This is a genomic window from Mycolicibacterium aromaticivorans JS19b1 = JCM 16368, from assembly GCF_000559085.1.
GTDB classification, from domain to species: domain Bacteria; phylum Actinomycetota; class Actinomycetes; order Mycobacteriales; family Mycobacteriaceae; genus Mycobacterium; species Mycobacterium aromaticivorans.
On sequence record NZ_JALN02000001.1, the window covers coordinates 2,711,288 to 2,729,895 of the forward strand.

Below are 18,608 nucleotides of genomic sequence, written 5' to 3' on the forward strand. Positions count from 1 at the left end.
GCCGACTTCGGCACCGTCACGATACTTGGACGCCGGTGGGTACGCGGGTGAAGCCACTCCGCGTAAACCAAGCTGCGACCTTCGCCGACCTCAGTGAACGCGGACGATGATCTCGGAGTGGCCCAGCCGGATGACGTCGCCGTCGGCCAGCTGCCACTCCTGCACCGGGGCGTTGTTCACCGTGGTCCCGTTGGTGGAATTCAGATCGGACAGCAACGCAACCTGGCCGTCCCACCGGATTTCCAGATGCCGGCGCGAGACGCCCGTGTCGGGCAGCCGGAACTGGGCATCCTGGCCGCGGCCGATCACGTTGGCACCTTCGCGCAGCTGATAGGTGCGTCCGCTGCCGTCATCGAGCTGCAGGGTGACCGCGTGTCCCGCGGACGGGTATTCGCCCTGGGCGGGCGGCTGGGCGTACCCGCCGTATCCGCCACCGGCGGGCTGGCCGTAGTCGTAGTCCCGCCCGGCGGGTTCGGGGTAGCCGCCCTGCTCGTATCCGCGGCCGGCCGACTGACCGTAGTCCGGCTGGCCGTACTCCTGGCGGCCGTAGCCGCCGGCCGGCTGGCCGTAGCCCTGCTGCTCATAGCCACCCTGGTCGGGGTAGGCGGGGCGAGGCTCGGGACGGCCGTAGCCGGCGTCCTCATGACGGCCCGGACCGCGGCCGTAGTCATAGTCGCTGGACGGCGGACCCTGAGGCGCGTAACCGCCACCCTGCGGCGGGCCGTAGGACGGGGCGCCGTATCCCGGCGGCGGGCCCTGCCGGTAACCCTGGTCATAGCCCTGGCCCTGGTCGTAGCCCTGGCCGCCGTAGCCGCCGGCCGGGGGACGCTGCTCGGGAGCCTGGCCGCCGGCATAACCGCCCTGGCCGTAGCCGCCCTGCTCGGGGTAGGCCGGCCGCTGGCCGTAGCCCTCGTTGGGCGGGGGCGCGTAGCCGCCCTGCTCGGGCGGGTAGGGACCGCGCTGCTCGGGGACGCCGCGCTGCTCGTCCTGTGGGCGCGGGTAGCGCTCGTCGTAGTAGTCGTCGCCGGGCCGCCCCTGACCCTGGTCGCCTCGGTAGGTGGGGTCGTTGCTCATCGCTGGTACTCCTGGTTCTGCGGTGTACGCCTGGTTCGATTCTGGCGGGGCGGTTGTGGCGAGGGACGGGTGGGGGTCGACGTCAGGGTTGACGACGCCGCGCGCACGGTACTGGCCGGTGTGCAGATTCGGCGACTGCTCGAACCTGACGACCAGCTCACCATACGTTTGCCATCCCTGATCACGGATGTAGCCGCCCAAGTGTTTGGCAAAAGTGTCCGTGGTGAGATCGCGATCGGCGCTGACCTTCTCGAAGTCAGCTGGACTGAGCGTAATGACGTACTCATTGGGAGCCAAAAATCGTTCATGGGGAAGGGTTTGCACACCTGCAGAGGCTTCCCGCCGCAGCGCGGCTTCCACCTCCGCCGGGACGATTGATCCGCCGAAGACCCGGGCGAACGCGTCGCCCACGGTGTTCTCGAGTTTGCGCTCGATGCGTTGAACCAGACCCCTCTGGTTACTCATCTCACCGCCTAGCTCGAGTACGTGTGCGTGTTGCGTCGACGCTTGTTCACCTTGATGCTATCGGCCCAGGTCGACACGCCGTCACCATGAGAATTCTGAGAATCGCGTTAGACCAGGTCAGAGCCCCCGGGATGGCACTGTGACGCAGGCCGCTAGGCTGGTCCGAGCCGCGGGCGCGAGTTGAGGTGCACCCCCTCGACCGTGATACGCTCCCTCGGTTGTTTCGGGCGAGTGGCGGAATGGCAGACGCGCTGGCTTCAGGTGCCAGTGTCCTTCGGGACGTGGGGGTTCAAGTCCCCCTTCGCCCACACAAGTGGAGAAAAACCCCGGCTTCCGGCCGGGGTTTTTCTGTTGGCGGCAGGCGCTGAACTCAATCCGGGTTGCTGGCCTTGGTATTCGACTGAGTCCGTCCGCGGCGGGGTAGATGCTGGTGCTCACCGTCTCCGGGCATGTCGGCGGCGTGGCTGACCTGATCTCCGCCGGCGCGCTTGGCCGCGTACATCGCGGCATCGGCGGCTTCGACGAGTTCGTCGAGGAGCCCCAAGTTGAATTGAGAGCCGTTCTTCAACGGCGCGCAGGCGGTGCCGATGCTCGCCGTCACCGGTACCGGCAGCTCGGCGATGGCCCGGCGCAGCCGTTCGGCAACCACCTCCGGTGGATCGGGGTGGTCGACGTCGGCGATGACGAATTCCTCGCCGCCGGACCTGCCGATGATGGCGGAGTGTCCACAGTTGTCGGCCAGCGCTGCGCTGATCCTGATCAGCGCAGCGTCGCCGGCCGCGTGGCCCGCGGTGTCGTTGAGGTTCTTGAAGCTGTCCAGATCGATGACGATGACCATCAGCCGGCTGGCCTCGGTGTCGTTGCGCATGATCAGCTCGTAGGCCGATTGGTGGAACGACCGTCTGTTGTGCAGCCCGGTCAGGGGATCGCGGCCGGAGCTACGCAGGTCGACCCGCAGTGTCTGCGCGAGCGACAAGACCCCGAACGGTAGGCCCACGTTGAGCGTTGCCACGATCGCCACCGCCGCGGCCGTCAGATAGATGTCGCCGGTCGAGGAAACAAGCCGGGCGGCCAGGATCACCACGCAGATCGCGGCTATCGCGCCGTTGGCCACCACCTCGTGGGCGGTGTGGAAATAGGCGACGAAGCCGCCGATCACGGCGAACGTCGCGCACCCCATCAGGCCTACGTAGTCGTTGGAATAGGACAGCGCGGCGGCGGCGATGGTCGCGGTGGAGGTGAACGAGAACGCCAGTGACTGGCGGCGGGTGGGCCAATGCAGCAGAAACGGCACCGCTGCCGCCAACGCCAGCGCCGCGGCGACGACGCAGATCGTGACCGCTACCGGGCCGTCCGGACCTTGCGGGCTCTTGATCATCAACGCGGTCGACGATGCGAGAGCCAGGGTCGCGGTGAAGATCAGCGTCCGCCAGATCCCCTGCTGGTCGCGGTCATGCAGGTAGACGCTGATCCAGTCGTATTGGTCGGCGTGACGGGGTGGCAGCGCTCCCCACCGAAGCATGTGTCATCCCCATTCCTACGGGAAGTCGTGCCGTGATTGCGGAATCGATTTTGCCAGCTGTCAGCCGAATCGCTCAGTCGTTGGTTTCTCGCCGGGTCCGGCAACGGCGTTTCGACAGTCCGAGTGCCGGATTGTCGATCCCCCGAACGCCGGGGGTCTCTGTCAGCGGTCGATGCGGGCGGGTCGGCTGATCCGCGTCTGGTTGCCGCCGGCCCGCTTGGCCGCGTACATGGCGGCATCGGCGGCCCGGATCAGATCGTCCATCGCGGCGACACTGTCCCAGCGCACGATGGCCGCGCCGACGCTAGCGGTCACTGGTTGGGGCAGGGCGGCGATCGCCAGACACAGCTGGGCGGGCAATTCCTCGGCCAGCTCGGCGGGCACGGCGTCGACCACGATGAACTCCTCGCCGCCGAACCGTCCGATGATCGCCGAGCTGTTGCTGTTCTCTCGAAGCGCCCAGCCGACGGCGGTCAGAGCCTGGTCGCCGGCGATGTGGCCGTAGGCGTCGTTGAGCTTCTTGAACTTGTCGAGATCGATCATCACGACGATCAGGTGAAGATCGTTCCCGGGCGATGTCAGCAGTAGCGTCGCCCGCTCGTAGAAGGCGCGCCGGTTCAGGACACCGGTGAGCGGGTCTTGATCAGAGCGCACCACATCGGCGCCCATGGTGCGCATCACCGCCTGGATCGCCAACGGAAAGGCGAGGTTCAGTTCGACCACCAACCACCAGCCGGCTGCGGCGACAGCCCAGCCGTAGTTCGGGACGACGCGTATCGCGCACAGCGCGCTCACGGCCATGCCGAGGACGACGATGAACGTGATCGCTTTCGAGTTGTGGAAGAACGCGGCGTAGCCGCCGATGATGGCCATGCCGCTGCAGCCCATCAGGGCGACCATGGGATAGGACTGCATCACGCAGCCGACGGCGATGAGCGAGCTGCCGAAGCAGGCCATCCGCAACGATTGCCGCCGGTTCAGCCAGCCTCGCAGCCACAGGGTGCAGTAGGTGATCCCGGTGAGCACCGCGGCGGTGCCGAACGTCCACGCCCATATCGGCGGCACGTTGCGCATGGTCGGGGTGGCTGCGCCCATCAACATCAAGCCCGCCGAGATCAGTGCCATCAACACCCTGGTGGGCCATGCCAGGCCGCGCGCCCTCAAATACCCGGACAGCCAATCGAACTGGTCGGGCAACCGCCACCATCGCGCGAGCGGCCCCCCGGCCTGAGTGCCCGGTCCGACGGCCCGCTGGTCGGTCACCGCGCCGTCGCTCCCCGCATGGCGTCCACGGTAGCCCGAGCAAATCGGTAGCGAGGCGAAATATCGACGGCGACAGAAAATAGATCCTGCGTGAGCCGACTCGGACGGCCAGCCGCCGTCCAGGGCGGCGTTGGACTGGCTAACCTGTTTGGATGGGCACGCAGACCATCCCCGGCGGAGTGGTGCACAAGCTTCCGGCGGATTTGCGGACTGCGCTGCTGGGCAACGACACCGCGCTGGCGGCCTGGAACGACATCACGCCCCTGGCGCGCAACGAGTTCATCTGCTGGATCGAGGACGCCAAACAGCAGAAGACCCGCGAGCGACGCATCCGCCGCACCCAGGAGGAGCTTGAAGAGGGTATGCGACGGCCCTGCTGCTGGCCGGGTTGCAAGCACCGCGAGCGCACCGGCAAGGCCTAGCCACCCGGTTGGAGGCCGCGCAGCAGTACCGCCAACCCGTACTCGAATGCGTCGTCGGCCCGCGCGGGCGTGGGCGCTCCGGTCGCGAGCGCGGCGGCCAGTTCGGGCCCGACCTCGGCGCCTGATTCCCACGGCTCCTCGGGCGCGGCGAGATCCAGGGCCGACCCCAGCACGAAGCAGTCCATCAGAGTGATGGCCCGCAGCGTGTCGGCGGCGTCGAACCCGGCGCGGTGCAGGGTCACCGCCAACATGTTGTACATCCGGATGGCGTGGCTGCTGTTCACGGCGTAAGCGGTCAGCAGGGGGATCAGCCGCGGATACCGGGCGTAGCTGCGGCGGTAGGACCGCAAGATGTCGGCGACCGCCTCAGCCCACGGTCGGTCCGGTTGGTCGTCGGGAAGCTGCACCTCGGACATCGCGCGCTCGCGCAGCAGCTCGACGATCTGGCCGCGGCCCGACACGTGGTTGTACAGCGATGACGGACTGACCTTTAGTTTCCGCGCAAGGTCGGGCATGGTGAATTCGCCGGTGGCACGCACCAAGTCCATGGCGGCCGACGCGATCCGGTCGGTCGACAACAGCGGTGTCGGCGGACGGCCCATCAAAGTCTCTCTTCCTCTTGCGAAGAAGTATGAGCCAGTTCACACTAAAACGAAATAGATTCGTTTTAGGAGTTCGATGATCACCTTGACTGCCCGAGCGCCCGAACCGCTGTCCCGGTCGGCGCCCTCGCAGCGCCCGCCACTGCGGGTCGGCCTGGTCCAGCACCGGTGGCGACCGGACCGCTTGGAACTCCTCGCCACGGTGCGTGCCGGGATCGACACCGCCGCGGCTGAGGGTGCATCGGTCGTCTTCCTGCCGGAGATCACCTTGCTGCGCTATCCGGCAGATCGCCCGGCCGGGGCCAACCCCGCGGCACTTGCCGAGGATCTGGAGAACGGCCCCACCTTCGACCTGGCGGCGAGCGCGGCGCGGGCCAACGGGATCTTCGTGCACGCCTCGCTCTACGAACGCACCGCCGAGGTGAGCGACGGCCTGGGCTACAACACCGCGATCCTGGTCTCCCCCGGCGGCGAACTCGTCGGCCGGACCCGCAAGCTGCACATCCCGATCTCGGCCGGCTACTACGAGGACACCTATTTCCGGCCCGGCCCCGACGCCGACCCGTATCCCGTCTATGCGCCGGACGGGCTGGACGCTCGCATCGGTATGCCGACCTGCTGGGACGAATGGTTCCCCGAGGTCGCGCGGAACTACTCGCTCGCCGGCGCCGAGGTGGTCGTCTACCCCACCGCCATCGGATCCGAGCCGGTCTTCCCCGACTTCGACACCCGGCCGCTGTGGCAGCAGGTCATCGTGGCCAACGGCATCAACAGCGGCCTGTTCATGGTGGTGCCCAATCGGGTCGGCGACGAAGGGACCGTGACGTTCTACGGGTCCTCCTTCATCTCCGATCCGTACGGCCGGGTTCTGGTACAGGCACCGCGCGACGAGGAGGCCGTCCTTATCGCGGACCTCGACCTCGATCAGCGCCGAGATTGGTTGGAGCTCTTCCCTTTCCTGTTGACCCGACGGCCTGACACCTACGCCGCGCTGACCCGGCCCGTGGTCGCCGACGAGCCCTACGGCGCCGGTCACGCCGCGACGGCGGTGGTCAAATGAGCTCGACGCTCTTCACCGGCGGTGTGGTGTGGACCGGTACGGGGCAGGAGTTCGACGCCCTTCTGGTGACCGACGGGGTCGTCCGCGCGCTGGGTGGGCAAGCCCGAGACCTGGCTGCCGGTGTGGACTGTGAGCACGTCGACCTCGCCGGCGGGTTCCTCATGTCGTCCTTCGGCGACGGCCACGCACACCCGCTGTACGGCGGGCTGGAAGCAGTCGGACCGCCTGTCCGGGGCTGCGGCACCGTCGACGAAATCGTCACTGCTGTCAAGGTTTACGCCGAGGACCACCCGGACGAGGAATGGATCGTCGGCGCCTCTTACGACGGCAGCCTGGCCGAGGGCGGACTGTTCGATGCCCGCTGGCTGGACGCTGCCGTGCCGGACCGCCCCGTGGTGCTGCGGGCCTGGGACTACCACACCGTGTGGTGCAACACCGCGGCGCTCGAGCGGGCCGGTATCACCGCCGACACACCGGATCCGGTTCTCGGGGAGATCCCCCACCGACCGGACGGCTCCGTCTTGGGCACGTTGCGGGAGTGGGGCGCAACGGATTTGGTGATGAACGTGATGCCGGCGCGCGACGAGCGGGAGCGCATCGGCGCGCTCGGCACGGCCGCCGACTATTACCTGGCTCGCGGCGTCACCTGGGTGCAGGACGCGTGGGTCGAACCTGGTGACGTCGCCACCTATGTGGAAGCGGCCCGCCAGGGCGCACTGCGGATGCGGTTCAACCTCGCGTTGTACGCCGACCCGCGGCACTTCGATTCGCAGATCGAGCAATTCGCGGCGTCGCGGCGAGCGGTCGAGGAGGCCGGCTCGCCGCTGCTGACCGCGAACACAGTCAAATTCTTCGCCGACGGCGTCGTCGAGAACGAGACGGGTGCCTTGCTGGCACCGTATTGCTCGGGACTGCACAGCCACGGTATGCAGAACTGGGAGGGCGACTCGCTGGCCGAGGCGGCACGTCGGGTCGACGAGCTCGGACTGCAGATCCACATCCATGCCATCGGCGACGCCGCCGTCCGCCAGGCACTCGACGCGATCGAGCACACCTTGTCGCGCAACGGGACTCGCGACCGCAGGCCGGTGATCGCCCACGTACAGCTGGTGGACGACACTGATATCGGCCGGTTCGCGGAGCTGGGCGTCATCCCCAACATGCAGCCGTTGTGGGCGCAGATGGACGCGCTGATGACGGTGCTGACCATCCCCCGGCTCGGGGTCGAACGCAGCGACCGGCAGTACCAGATGCAAACGCTGAACCGATCCGGCGCAGCGCTGGCGTTCGGCTCGGACTGGCCGGTGTCCTCGGGTGCCCCACTGGACGGCATCGCCGTGGCGACGTCCCGGCTCACCGCCGAGGGCCAGCCCGACGGCGGTTGGACACCGCACGAGATCGTGCCGATCGAACGCGCGCTGTCGTCGTACACCGGCGCCGTCGCCTACCAGGCCTATGCCGAAAACACCTGGGGAGTGGTCACTCCCGGCGCCAGCGCCGATCTGGTGTGGCTTGACCAGGACCCGCGGAACACACCGCCGCTGGATCTGCCACACGTGGGCATCCACGCCACATACTTGCGCGGTGCGCAGGCCTACCGGGCTGACGAAGGAAAGGTACGACCATGACCGCGGAATTCATCGCCGACCCCCATGAGGGGCACCTGAAACGAGCGCTCGGCCTGCCGTCGCTGGTGCTGTTCGGCTTGGTCTACATGGTCCCGCTGACCGTGTTCACCACCTACGGCATCGTGACCGAAACGTCGGGCGGCCGCCTGCCGCTGGCCTACATCGTCACACTCATCACGATGGTGTTCACCGCACTGTCCTACGCGCGGATGGCGGCGGCGATTCCGGTCGCGGGTTCGGCATACACCTATACCCAGCGCACTTTCGGCGCCCCTGTCGGCTTCCTGGCCGGGTGGTCGCTGCTGCTGGACTACTTGTTCCTGCCGATGTTGAATTATCTGGTCATCGGGCTCTATCTGAACGCGGCGCTACCGGCGCTCCCCGCGTGGGTCATCGTCCTTGTGTCGATAGCGATCGTCACGGTGCTCAACATCATCGGCATCGTGTCCGTCGCGCGAGCCAACTTCCTCATCATCGCCATCCAGGCGATCTTCATCGTGGTGTTCGTCGCCCTCGCGGTCGCCAAGACCACCGGCTACGGGAAAGTCGACCTGCTGTCGCCCTTCACCGGTGACGGCACCGCGGGCGGCATGAGCCCGATCCTGGCCGGCGCGGCGATCCTGTGCCTGTCCTTCCTCGGTTTCGACGCGGTCTCCACGCTGTCCGAGGAGGCGCGTGACGCCAAACGCACGGTGCCGCAGGCGATCATGATCGCGACGATCGTGTCGGGGATCATCTTCATCCTGCTGTCCTACGTGTCGCAGCTGGTGTTTCCGTCCAACAAGTTCGCCGACGTGGACACCGGTTCGACCGACGTGATGATGGCCGCGGGCGGGGCGTTCGTCAACACCTTCTTCACCGCGGCCTACGTGGCCGGTGCGCTTGGTTCGGCGCTGACCTCGCAGGCGTCGGTCGCCCGAATCCTGTACGCGATGGGCCGCGACGGCATCCTGCCGCGCAAGGTCTTCGGGCATGTCTCCGCCAAGTACAGCACCCCGGTGTACGCCATTCTCACGGTCAGCGTCATCTCGCTGCTCGCGATCTGGATCGATCTGACGATCCTGGCGTCGGTTGTCAGTTTCGGTGCGCTGGTGGCGTTCTCGGTGGTGAACCTGTCGGTGATCAAGCACTACTTCGTCGACATGCGGGAACGGAACATCCTGCTCAACGTGATCGCACCGGTGATCGGCTTCCTGCTCACCGCCTGGCTGTGGACCAGCCTGTCGGGCACCGCGCTCACGATCGGATTGATCTGGCTGGCAATCGGATTCGTCTGGCTGCTGGTCGTCACTCACGGCTTCCGTCGGCCCACCCCGGTGTTGGACCTGGAATACGAGTGAGCCCGCAGGGCTCGGACCCACTGGCCGGCTACCCCGTGGTCGCCCCGCCGCTGCCGGGGCGGGTGTGGTTCGACCAGAGCTGGCTGGATCTGACGTTCGTGCACTGGCCGGTGCGCCCGGCCGACATCGCGCACCTCTACCCCGCCGGCGCACGCCCGGATGTGTACGAGAGCGTGACATACGTCGGGCTGGTGCCGTTCCGGATGGGTGACACCGCAGTCGGTCCGACCCCGCCGGTGCCGTACTTCGGTTCCTTCGCCGAAACCAACGTCCGGCTCTATTCCGTGGACGACGCGGGCCGGCACGGCGTGCTGTTCCGGTCGCTGGAAGCCGCCCGGCTGGCGGTGGTTCCGGCGATCCGCATCGCCATGGGTATCCCCTACACCTGGGCCCGGATGCGGATCACCCGGACATCGGATCAGATCAGCTACGACAGTGTTCGCCGCTGGCCGCAGCGCGGGCTGCGGAGCCGGGTGACGGTGCGGCCGGGCGAACCGGTCGAACCGACAGAGTTGGAGACCTGGCTGACCGCGCGCTGGGGCGCCCACACCCGCAAGGCCGGCCGGACCTGGTGGGTGCCGAACTATCACGGCCCGTGGGCTTTGCACTCGGCGCGGGTGGTGGACCTCGACGACGAACTTGTCGCCGCCGCCGGGGTGCGCACCGCCGGGGAACCGCTACGGGCGCTCTACTCCCCCGGCATGCGAACCCAGTTCGGCCGTCCGATCGCGGTCGGCTGAGACTCCGCTCGCAGTAAGCTCACAGCCATGGCTGTGCGGGTGCGGATCTCGAGGGCGCTGATGGCCGCCGCATGCGGCGCGCTGTTCATGGCCGTGCCCGTCGGGGTCGCCGCCCCTGCCAATGCCTGCCCGACCGGGCATCTGGCCGACCCGATCACCGGACAGTGCTATGTGGCCAACGGTGTGCCGAGTGTCGGTGGCATCCCATGCATTCCGGGCAAGTCGATGGGGACCTGCCTGGGTATTCTGCAGAACCAGTCGCCGCCCGGCGGCGGGCCGCCGGTCGGCGGGCCCTGGCCGTAGTCAGTCGTCGAAGATCGCGACCGCGCGGGTCCATCCCGCGGATGCGGCATGAATTTTCACCGGGAAGCAGGACACCTCAAAGCCGTTGGCCGGCAGCGACTCCAGATTGTGCAGCTTCTCGATATGCGAGTAGCCGACCGTGCGTCCGGCGCGGTGACCTTCCCAGATGATCGACGCGTCGTGGTCAACGGCGTACCGCTGTGCGGTGTAAGAGAACGGGGCGTCCCAGCTCCAGGCGTCGGTTCCGGTGAGTCGCACCCCGCGCTCGAGGAGATAGAGGGTGGCGTCACGCCCCATACCGCACCCTGTGCCGACGTAGTCGGGCTGTCCGTATCGCGTGCCGGCACTGGTGTTGACGAGCACGATCTCCAGGGGTGCCAGGCGATGCCCGATGCGTTCCAGCTCGGCCTCCACGTCGGCGGCGGTCACCACGTAACCGTCCGGGAAGTGCCGGAAGTCGAGTTTGACCGCCGGCTGCAGGCACCACTCCAGCGGCACCTCGTCGATGGTGATCGCGCGCTTGCCACCGTCCATCGTCGACGCGTAGTGGTACGGGGCGTCCAGATGTGTGCCGTTGTGTGTGGTGATCCGCACCCGCTCGATGGCCCAGCCTTCGCCGTCGGGGAGATCGTCGACGGTCGCGCCGGGGAAAAACGACACCACTTCGGCGGCGGTCTGCTTGTGGTCGTAGTAGTCGATCTCCGGCAGATGCCCGGGCGGATCCGAGGGGATGCCGGCCTGCAACGGGACCGAGATGTCGACGAACCTTCTCATGGCACCTTTCTACGCCCTGGGGTGAAACGATTCGGCGGGGTTCACCAAGCCGACGGTGATCGCGTTGCCGATCTGCCCGTGTGCGTCGAACACCGCGACAGCACCGCACGCGATCCCGTCATTGCTGTTGTGGGATGTCGCCGCCAGGCCGATGTAGTCCCCGACCGGCTCGCGCGCCAGGGTCAACGTGTAGTCGGCGTTGATATAGCGCAAACCGCCTGTGCCCCAATGGGATGTCGCACTGGCTGCGTCGGCGGCCATCGCGACGGTGACGAACGGGGAGGTCGCCTCGCCGTCGACCAGCGCGCGGACCTGCCGGATCCAGGCGTACTTGGGGCCGGTGGCGTCGTGCCATTCGGTGAAGGCCATCGCTCCGCCGGACTCGCCCTGTCCCCCGTAACCCCAGACGAACATCATCAGGTCGTCGGGCAGCGGACCGGGATCCGGCGGCAGTGGCGGCATCGTCACCGGCGAGGACCAGATGTCGCCGGCCGGGTGCTCGCCGCGGCGCAGGAACATCGCACTGGCCCGGGACACCACGGTGTCGTTCTGGATCAGTTCGGCGTCGACCAACCGGATGCGACGGCCGTCGCGGCGAATCGTGGTGCGCACTTCCAGGGACGTGATCGCGGTGGGCCGCAGCAGGTCCACGGTCAGCCGGGCCGGTACGAAGCCGGGGGCGCCGCCCAGCTGCTCCAGGGCCCGCGCCAGGATGCCGCCCACGACGTGACCGCTGATCGTGGGACCCCAGGGCCCCTGCGATGCCGGGCCGGGCAGCAGCACGTCGCCGTCCGACACCAGATACGCCCGCGATGCACCCGCCGAGTCGCCCAGATCCGTCACGAGGTCACACGATAGCGGCGCCCAAGTCAGCTGCTCAGCACCCGCTGTACGTAGCGTTCGGTATCCGCGGTCGCGGGGTCCGTCACGTCGTCGAACTCCGGGTGCTTCTCGATGTACTTCGCCACCATTGGGCACGCCGGCACGATGCGCAGCCCGGCGTCGCGGGTGGCGGCCAGCGCTTCGCCGACCATGATGCTGGCCAGTCCGCGTCCTTCGAACGCGTCCTCGACCTCGGTGTGGTGGAAGATCCGTTGACCGTCGTGGTCGACGTAGTCGGCGACGCCGACCTGCTCGCCCTCGACGGCGATGGTGAATTGGTCCCCGCCGGCGGTGACGGTGGTGTCGGCGCCCGTTTTGTCTTGTGTCATGGAACTCCTCAGGTTCGGCGGCGCGGCCGCAATCGGATGGCGGGCAGCGCGGGTGCCGGTAATCGCTGGACGGAACCCGGGTACCCACTCACGGCGCCGAAGCGATCGTCGCCGCTTTCCCATTGCCGGCGGTACTCGGCGATCTCCTCGTGGCTGCGGCCGACGAAGTTCCACCACATCAACAGTTCCTCGGTGAACGGCGTCCCGCCCAGCAGCAGCATCCGGGCGGCCAGGCCGGCCGCATTGTGCAGCCGCAGCGTCGTGGACCCGGTTCCCAGGTAGGCCAGCTGCCCTGACTCGAGCGCCCGCCCGGCCACCTCCACCTGACCGAGATCGAGCAGGACGCCGTGCTCGAAGGAGGGATCGACGTCGAGGTCGAGGGTGCAGCCGGCGGCCAGATCGACCTGGGCGCCGAGCAGCGGTGTGAAGGTGTGCACCGGAGAGCGCTGGCCGGCCAGCTCACCGAGGAACACCCGAATGGATGCCTCCCCACGGGAAAACGGCTCGGGGACATAGTGATCGAAATCCCGGGCGGCGTTGCGATCCGCATCCGGCAGCGCCACCCACAGCTGCGCGCCGTGCAGGATCGTGGTCGACGGCGTCGACACCTCCGAGTGGCAGATCCCCGCCCCGGCGGTCATCAAGTTCAGCTCGCCTGGGCGGACGGTCTGGTGTACACCGGCGCTGTCGCGGTGCTCGATCTCGCCGCGGAACAACCAGCTGACGGTCTGCAGCCCGGTGTGCGGATGCGGGGGCACGTCCATGCCGGCGTCCTCGCGTACGTCGTGCGGGCCGTAATGATCGGCGAAACACCAGGCGCCGATCAGCGAGCGCCCACGTTGGGGCAAGGTTCGGCGCACCGGAAGCGCGCGCGGACCACCGAGCGGCACCTCGCGGGGCTCCAAAATCTCCACGCCATCGAAAATCGTTGCACGGCAGGGCACTTCACGCGGAGCGGCCTCGAGGTTGCTCACCACCCCGAGCTTACCCGCGGCGCGTCGCTCAGGCCGCGAGCTGCTGGGTCATCGCCGAACGAATGAGCAGGAAGTCCGGCTCCTCGATGCGGAACACCCCGAACCGGAACTTGTATCCCCAGCGCTGCGGATCGACAACGAATTCCAGCTGGTCCAGCAGCGGTCGGATGGGTGTCGCCGTGCAGGGCAGGAACTCCATGGCGCGCCGCCAGGGGTGCGACGGGTGCTCCTGGTACGGCTCGTCGCCGGTGACCCGACCGATGGCGGTGAACGCCTGCAGCGACTCCCCGTGCTCGAGTGCGGTTTTCGGCGAATAGAAGATGTTCCAATCGCCACGGGCCATTCTGCGCAGCATGTGCGGCTTGCCATGGTTGGCCTGAGTGAAGCCGCCGGCGACGCCGCGTTGTACGTGGTCGGCGCTGACGGTATTGATCCTGTACGGCATGGGCTCACGCTAGGTCGGGGGTCCGACAGGTCTGCGCAGCAGCTAAGCCCGTGCCCGCGAGCGTCACGCCAGAGTCGCATTCGGCGCCCAGCGTGACCCTGGAGTGACGCTCGGCGGGCGGCTCCCGCAGCTAGTCGGCGCGGGCGTCGGACGACGGGCCGCGACCATCGGCCGAGATGTCCGGCGCGAAAAGCTCCGGGCTGATCGACGGGTCGACGGGCTCGTGCGGCGCCTCCGTCGACTCCCCTGCGGCGGCCCGCTTGCGATCAGCACGCCAGTCGCGCAACAACAGCACGATGCCCACCACCGCGAGCACGACCACCGCGATGGCCGCATAGGTGCTGTCGGTCAGCACCGCCACCACCAGTGCGATCAACCCGGCCAGGGCTACCGCGACCACGATCCGCACCCGCGCGCCTCCCAACGTCTGCTGTGTCGACACAGTTCTATCCGCATACCGACTCCCCTGCCCGGGAATTGCCGCAGTCAGCGAGTCGCGGGCGCCGACACCGGCGCGGCGCTCAGCATCGCGGCGAGCATCGTCACGATCTCCTCGAGACTGTCGGCGTCGGTGTCGCCGGATTCCACCCGCCGCTCGTGGTCGGCGAGCAGGGCGAACATCGCGGTCGCGACGGCACCGACTCGGTTCTCCCGGGCGCTGCGGTCCTTCAGCGGAACCAGCCTGGCCAGCGCGTCGAGGATCCGTGGCCACGCCGATTCCGCCGGGCTCTGCGGTTCTCGATTCAGTCGGATCCGCACCACCTCGAGGAACCGCGCGTAATGGGTGCCTTCACTGTGAAAGAACGGCCCGACCAGGACTCGCAGGACGGCGTGCGCGTCGGCCATCTGCTCCCCCGACATGCGGTCCAGCAGGGCTTGCCGCTCGACCTCCATCGGGGTCAGGCGTCGGGCCACCACCGCATCGATCAAGTCCTGTCTGCTGCGGAAGTAGTAGTTGACGGCGGAGTTGTTGCGTTGGCCTGCGGCCACCGCGATCTCCCGCAGGGGCACCTCGAAGCCGTGCTCGGCGATCAGCCGTTCGGCGGCGTCGAGCAGTACTTCCCGAGATCGGGCACCGCGGTCCACGTCGAGCAGTCTAAATCAATGCTAGGCAGTTTTAAGCACATGTGCTTAAATGAGCGCATGAACCAGATCCGGGAGATCGACCCCGGCACGCCGATGACGCGTTACGCGCGCGGTTGGCACTGCCTGGGCCTGGCAGAGGATTTCCGCGATGGCAAGCCGCACGGCATCAACGCGTTCGGCGGCAAGCTGGTGGTGTACGCCGACTCACAGGGCGACATCCATGTGCTCGACGGCTACTGCCGGCACCTGGGTGCCGACCTCGCCATGGGCACGGTCAAGGGCGACAACCTGGCCTGTGCGTTCCATGACTGGCGCTGGAACGGCGCGACCGGCCGGTGCGTCGAAATTCCTTATGCGCGAAGAGTTCCCAAGCTCGCCCGCACCCGCAAGTACCAGACCATCGAGGTCAACGGGCAGCTGTTGATGTGGCACGACCCGGAGGGCTCGACGCCGTCGGCAGAGCTCACCCCGCCGACCATCGAGGGCTACGACGAGGGCCAGTGGTCGAAGTGGGCGTGGAACTCGATGGTCATCGAGGGTGCGCACTGCCGCGAGATCGTCGACAACAACGTCGACATGGCGCACTTCTTCTACATCCACTACGCCTACCCCACGTTCTTCAAGAACGTCTTCGAAGGCCACACCGCCAGCCAGTACATGGAATCCAAGGGGCGCCAAGACTTCACCGAGCACCCGGAACGGCTGTGGGAGGGCACCAAGCTGCGCTCGGAGGCCACCTACTTCGGGCCGTCGTACATGATCAACTGGCTGCACAATGACCTCGGACCGGACTTCACCGTGGAATCGGTGCTGATCAACTGCCATTACCCGATCGACCAGAACTCGTTCATGCTGCAGTTCGGCGTCTCGGTGCAGAACATGCCGGGGCTGTCCGACGAGAAGGCGGCCAAACTCGCCCAGTCGTATTCGAAGATCTACGAGGTCGGCTTCCTGCAAGACGTCGAGATCTGGAAGCACAAGACGCGGATCGAGAATCCGCTGCTGTGCGAGGAGGACGGCGCGCTCTACCAGTACCGGCGGTGGTACGAACAGTTCTACGTCGACGCCGCTGATGTCACCGCGGACATGACCGACCGCTTCGAGCTCGAGGTGGACACCACCCACGCCTACGACGTATGGCAGCGTGAGGTCGACGAGAACATGCAAAAGCGTTCTGAGGCAACAACAGCGAGCTGATGCTCACGCCGCGGTGCGCGGCCGCCCCAGCGGTAGGTGTACGACGGTTGCCACCTCGGCGGGCAACGCTTCGCTGCGGGTCAGTAGTTCGGCGCTTTCCGGCAGTTCGCGCGGATTGAGCTGGCCGTCGGCGATGCGCCGCAGGACGTCGTGCGCGTGCGCCAGCTGATGGCGCTTGCGGTATTGGCCGCCGGGCAATTTGATGCCTGCCCACACCCCGTACTCCTCGCCGCTCTCGACGGCGCTTCTGGCGCAGGCGCGCTGCTGGGCCAGCGGGCACCGGCGTAGGCAGATGGTCCGGGCGCGGGTGGCGGACTGTTCGTAGACGCGGGCCTTGGCCGCACCGTCGCTGGCGTCGTCATCGGCGTAGCCGAACCAGAGATCGGGCTCGACCGAGCATGGGCGGTAGTTCATCGGAGCCTCCTTGGCCGGATTCAATGACGGAAGCGTATATGCGAGATTCCGATGACGCAAGAGGAACGTAGAAAGAAACGTATAAACCGACAGCACTGTGTACGATCCGTATATGGCTGGAGCCGCACCGTGAGCCGAGAGGCGGCGGGCGCGGCCATTCGGACTCTGCGTGAGGCGAGGGACTGGTCGCTGGCCGAGCTGGCCGCCGCCACCGGGGTCAGCATCATGGGCCTGAGCTTCCTGGAGCGCGGTGTTCGCAAGCCGCACAAAGGCACAGTTCAGAAGGTTGAAAACGGGTTGGGGCTACCGCCCGGCACCTACGCGCGGCTCGTCGTTGCCGACGATCCAGCCGCTGAGATCGCCCAATTCCTGACCGGCGGACCGGCCGAATCAGTGTCGCCGCGGACCACCACCGGCATCGTCGTCAGCCGGCACAGTGACGCCGATGTGCTCGAGGCACATGCCGAAGCGCACCTGGAGTCGCTGAACTCGTTGATAGCTCGCTTGCCGGCGGAGACGTCAAACGAATATGAAACGTATATTCAGTCCGTGATCGAGCAATGCGTGAAGGCCGAGCTGCTGGCGGCCAATTCCTGGCGCGTCGCGGTCAACGCCGGGGCCGAATCGGTGGACCGCCTGATGACCCACCTCAAGTCCCTGGAAGCGATCCGGAGCGGGCTGTTGGCCCGCATGCCGGGCAGTATCAGCGCGCGCTTCGACCAGGCGTGCGCCCGCTCGGAGCTGCCCGAACCGGTGATCGCGACACTGATCGGAGTCGACGTCGAGCAGCTGTGGGACATCCGCAACCGCGGAGCCATCCCACCCGGAGTCCTGCCGCGGGTGCGGGCGTTTGTCGAGGAGAGGTCATGACCGCCCCCGAGGTGGAGATCCTCAGCCGGGCCCATGCGCTGTTCTCCGGCCGGCAGGCGGTGGGCGTGCTCGATACGGCACCTGCTGTGGCGTCGTCCCCGCGCGAAGGGTTGCCCACCGCCTACCACCGTGCGGCCGACCGGCGACGCACCGAACTCGACGGCGCCCGCCGCGTCGACGCCGAGGTGTCGGCGATCCTGGCCCGTGTTCAGCGCGACCACCGGGAGGCTCAACGGCAGACCCGTGCCGTGCTCGACGCCGCCCATGCCGATGCCGCCGCCACCCCGGACAACCCGGTCGCTCAACGAGAGTTGTTGCGGCGCAGGGCCGCCCGGCTGCGCGCCCAGCACGCCCACGTCCTTGCCGCCCGCCGTAGAGCCCGGCGCCGCCTCGCGCTGTTGCGCGCGCTGGGATATCGCCGGGGGCAGCGCAGGCTGCCGGCACCGAATTCGCGGGCCGCGCTGGCGGTGCGCGCCGCGCTGTCACGGCTGGGTTGTCCGTACGTGTGGGGAGCGACCGGACCGGATCGCTTCGACTGTTCAGGCCTGGTGAAGTGGGCCTACGCCCAGGCGGGGGTGCCACTGCACCGCACCACCTACGACCAGATAAACGACGGGATTCCGGTGCCGCGTTCCCAAATCCGCCCCGGCGATCTGGTGTTCCCGCATGCCGGCCATGTCCAGATGGCGATCGGCAACGGACTGGTGGTCGAGGCGCCCTACTCCGGTGCGAACGTCCGGATCAGCCGGCTGGGTTCCGATATCGCGATCCGCCGGCCGGCGTAGCCGAGTGGTGAGTTGTTCGGCGAAATCTCGCTGAGTACCGTCGACCCATGGCAGAGCACGTCGGAGCGTCGGCCGAGGCCCTCGAGTCGGCCCGATCGCTGCTGGCCGCGCGGGACCGCGACCTCGCCGAGGCGGACGCCGAACTGGCCGAGGTGGTGTCGGCCGCGCATGCCGCCGCGACCGAGGCGATTCGCAAGCTCGACGCAATCAACGCCGAGATCGAGGCGGCTCTCGCGCAGAACGCTGTCACCGCGCCCCTCGAGGGCCGCGAGTTCGCGCGGTTCCTGCTCGCCAAGCAACGCGAAATCAGCGATGTGCTGATCGCCGCACGCGCCGAAGCCGACGCCAAAGCCGTGGTGCTCCAGCGACTTCTGGATCGCTATCGGGTGTCGTCCACACCTGCCTGACGGGTGAATTGTCACCCGAACACCGC

The 18,608-nt window shown here is 67.6% G+C and carries 22 protein-coding genes and 1 tRNA gene; 11 read left to right on the forward strand and 12 right to left on the reverse strand.

Annotation, left to right across the window (positions count from 1 at the left end; all coding sequences use genetic code 11):
* Positions 1 to 90: 90 nt before the first annotated feature.
* The gene (locus tag Y900_RS13110) at positions 91 to 1,539 is read right to left on the reverse strand and encodes an FhaA domain-containing protein (RefSeq protein WP_036342298.1); all 1,449 of its coding nucleotides are present in this window, start codon (positions 1,537 to 1,539) and stop codon (positions 91 to 93) included.
* Positions 1,540 to 1,764: 225 nt separating this feature from the next.
* Between Y900_RS13110 and Y900_RS13115 the strand changes: the two genes are divergently transcribed.
* A tRNA-Leu gene (locus Y900_RS13115) sits at positions 1,765 to 1,847 on the forward strand.
* 62 nt (positions 1,848 to 1,909) lie between these two features.
* Here the strand turns inward: Y900_RS13115 and Y900_RS13120 are convergent.
* Together Y900_RS13120 and Y900_RS13125 are read right to left on the reverse strand one after the other, a co-directional pair.
* The gene (locus Y900_RS13120) at positions 1,910 to 3,061 is read right to left on the reverse strand and encodes a GGDEF domain-containing protein (protein ID WP_081845095.1); all 1,152 of its coding nucleotides are present in this window, start codon (positions 3,059 to 3,061) and stop codon (positions 1,910 to 1,912) included.
* A 162-nt stretch (positions 3,062 to 3,223) separates the two neighbouring features.
* On the reverse strand, positions 3,224 to 4,324 hold the full coding sequence (locus Y900_RS13125; protein WP_051660046.1) for a GGDEF domain-containing protein: 1,101 nt from the start codon (positions 4,322 to 4,324) through the stop codon (positions 3,224 to 3,226).
* Positions 4,325 to 4,476: 152 nt separating this feature from the next.
* Here Y900_RS13125 and Y900_RS13130 point away from each other — a divergent pair, with 152 nt between their 5' ends.
* Complete coding sequence (locus Y900_RS13130; RefSeq protein WP_036342300.1) at positions 4,477 to 4,746, forward strand: YdeI/OmpD-associated family protein; 270 nt, start codon at positions 4,477 to 4,479, stop codon at positions 4,744 to 4,746.
* Here the strand turns inward: Y900_RS13130 and Y900_RS13135 are convergent.
* Positions 4,743 to 5,348 (reverse strand): TetR/AcrR family transcriptional regulator C-terminal domain-containing protein, encoded by a 606-nt coding sequence (locus tag Y900_RS13135; RefSeq protein WP_036342302.1) that lies wholly within the window; start codon positions 5,346 to 5,348, stop codon positions 4,743 to 4,745. The genes Y900_RS13130 and Y900_RS13135 overlap by 4 nt on opposite strands.
* Before the next feature lie 76 nt (positions 5,349 to 5,424).
* On the opposite strand from Y900_RS13135, the gene Y900_RS13140 reads away from it, so the two are divergent.
* The 5 genes from Y900_RS13140 to Y900_RS13160 are packed head-to-tail and all read left to right on the forward strand — an operon-like array spanning position 5,425 to position 10,419.
* The gene (locus Y900_RS13140) at positions 5,425 to 6,408 is read left to right on the forward strand and encodes a nitrilase-related carbon-nitrogen hydrolase (RefSeq protein ID WP_036342304.1); all 984 of its coding nucleotides are present in this window, start codon (positions 5,425 to 5,427) and stop codon (positions 6,406 to 6,408) included.
* Positions 6,405 to 8,036, forward strand: a complete 1,632-nt coding sequence (locus Y900_RS13145; protein WP_036342306.1) for an amidohydrolase — start codon at positions 6,405 to 6,407, stop codon at positions 8,034 to 8,036. The genes Y900_RS13140 and Y900_RS13145 overlap by 4 nt, the downstream gene beginning before the upstream one ends.
* On the forward strand, positions 8,033 to 9,376 hold the full coding sequence (locus Y900_RS13150) for an APC family permease (protein ID WP_036342308.1): 1,344 nt from the start codon (positions 8,033 to 8,035) through the stop codon (positions 9,374 to 9,376). The genes Y900_RS13145 and Y900_RS13150 overlap by 4 nt, the downstream gene beginning before the upstream one ends.
* On the forward strand, positions 9,373 to 10,116 hold the full coding sequence (locus Y900_RS13155; protein WP_051660047.1) for a YqjF family protein: 744 nt from the start codon (positions 9,373 to 9,375) through the stop codon (positions 10,114 to 10,116). Before Y900_RS13150 ends, Y900_RS13155 begins: the two co-directional genes overlap by 4 nt.
* A gap of 27 nt (positions 10,117 to 10,143) precedes the next feature.
* Entirely contained in the window at positions 10,144 to 10,419 is a 276-nt protein-coding gene (locus tag Y900_RS13160; RefSeq protein WP_036342311.1) for a hypothetical protein, read from the forward strand.
* Here the strand turns inward: Y900_RS13160 and Y900_RS13165 are convergent, their stop codons facing one another.
* The 7 genes from Y900_RS13165 to Y900_RS13195 form a co-directional block, all read right to left on the reverse strand.
* Positions 10,420 to 11,193 carry a cyclase family protein gene (locus Y900_RS13165; RefSeq protein WP_036342312.1) on the reverse strand — a complete coding sequence of 258 codons (774 nt, stop codon included), beginning with the start codon at positions 11,191 to 11,193 and terminating at the stop codon, positions 10,420 to 10,422.
* A gap of 9 nt (positions 11,194 to 11,202) precedes the next feature.
* A complete protein-coding gene (locus tag Y900_RS13170) occupies positions 11,203 to 12,036 on the reverse strand; it encodes an acyl-CoA thioesterase domain-containing protein (RefSeq protein WP_237752552.1) in 834 nt (277 codons plus the stop codon).
* A 26-nt stretch (positions 12,037 to 12,062) separates the two neighbouring features.
* On the reverse strand, positions 12,063 to 12,404 hold the full coding sequence (locus Y900_RS13175; RefSeq protein WP_036342315.1) for a GNAT family N-acetyltransferase: 342 nt from the start codon (positions 12,402 to 12,404) through the stop codon (positions 12,063 to 12,065).
* 8 nt (positions 12,405 to 12,412) lie between these two features.
* A complete protein-coding gene (locus Y900_RS13180; RefSeq protein WP_036346653.1) occupies positions 12,413 to 13,378 on the reverse strand; it encodes a pirin family protein in 966 nt (321 codons plus the stop codon).
* 28 nt (positions 13,379 to 13,406) lie between these two features.
* Positions 13,407 to 13,823, reverse strand: a complete 417-nt coding sequence (locus Y900_RS13185; protein WP_036342316.1) for an EVE domain-containing protein — start codon at positions 13,821 to 13,823, stop codon at positions 13,407 to 13,409.
* A gap of 130 nt (positions 13,824 to 13,953) precedes the next feature.
* Positions 13,954 to 14,265: a hypothetical protein gene (locus tag Y900_RS13190; protein ID WP_131536164.1), complete on the reverse strand. Its 312-nt coding sequence runs from the start codon at positions 14,263 to 14,265 to the stop codon at positions 13,954 to 13,956.
* Between the two features lie 44 nt (positions 14,266 to 14,309).
* On the reverse strand, positions 14,310 to 14,909 hold the full coding sequence (locus tag Y900_RS13195) for a TetR family transcriptional regulator (RefSeq protein WP_081845096.1): 600 nt from the start codon (positions 14,907 to 14,909) through the stop codon (positions 14,310 to 14,312).
* A gap of 57 nt (positions 14,910 to 14,966) precedes the next feature.
* Between Y900_RS13195 and Y900_RS13200 the strand changes: the two genes are divergently transcribed.
* Positions 14,967 to 16,106: a 3-ketosteroid-9-alpha-monooxygenase, oxygenase component gene (locus tag Y900_RS13200; protein WP_036342322.1), complete on the forward strand. Its 1,140-nt coding sequence runs from the start codon at positions 14,967 to 14,969 to the stop codon at positions 16,104 to 16,106.
* A 3-nt stretch (positions 16,107 to 16,109) separates the two neighbouring features.
* Here the strand turns inward: Y900_RS13200 and Y900_RS13205 are convergent, their stop codons facing one another.
* Entirely contained in the window at positions 16,110 to 16,520 is a 411-nt protein-coding gene (locus Y900_RS13205) for a WhiB family transcriptional regulator (RefSeq protein WP_036342324.1), read from the reverse strand.
* Positions 16,521 to 16,649: 129 nt separating this feature from the next.
* On the opposite strand from Y900_RS13205, the gene Y900_RS13210 reads away from it, so the two are divergent.
* Genes Y900_RS13210 through Y900_RS13220 form a run of 3 tightly spaced genes read left to right on the forward strand, consistent with a single transcriptional unit; the run spans position 16,650 to position 18,582 of the window.
* Positions 16,650 to 17,390, forward strand: a complete 741-nt coding sequence (locus Y900_RS13210) for a helix-turn-helix domain-containing protein (protein ID WP_036342325.1) — start codon at positions 16,650 to 16,652, stop codon at positions 17,388 to 17,390.
* On the forward strand, positions 17,387 to 18,175 hold the full coding sequence (locus Y900_RS13215) for a C40 family peptidase (RefSeq protein ID WP_036342327.1): 789 nt from the start codon (positions 17,387 to 17,389) through the stop codon (positions 18,173 to 18,175). Before Y900_RS13210 ends, Y900_RS13215 begins: the two co-directional genes overlap by 4 nt.
* Before the next feature lie 47 nt (positions 18,176 to 18,222).
* A complete protein-coding gene (locus Y900_RS13220) occupies positions 18,223 to 18,582 on the forward strand; it encodes a DUF4226 domain-containing protein (protein ID WP_036342329.1) in 360 nt (119 codons plus the stop codon).
* Positions 18,583 to 18,608: the final 26 nt, after the last annotated feature.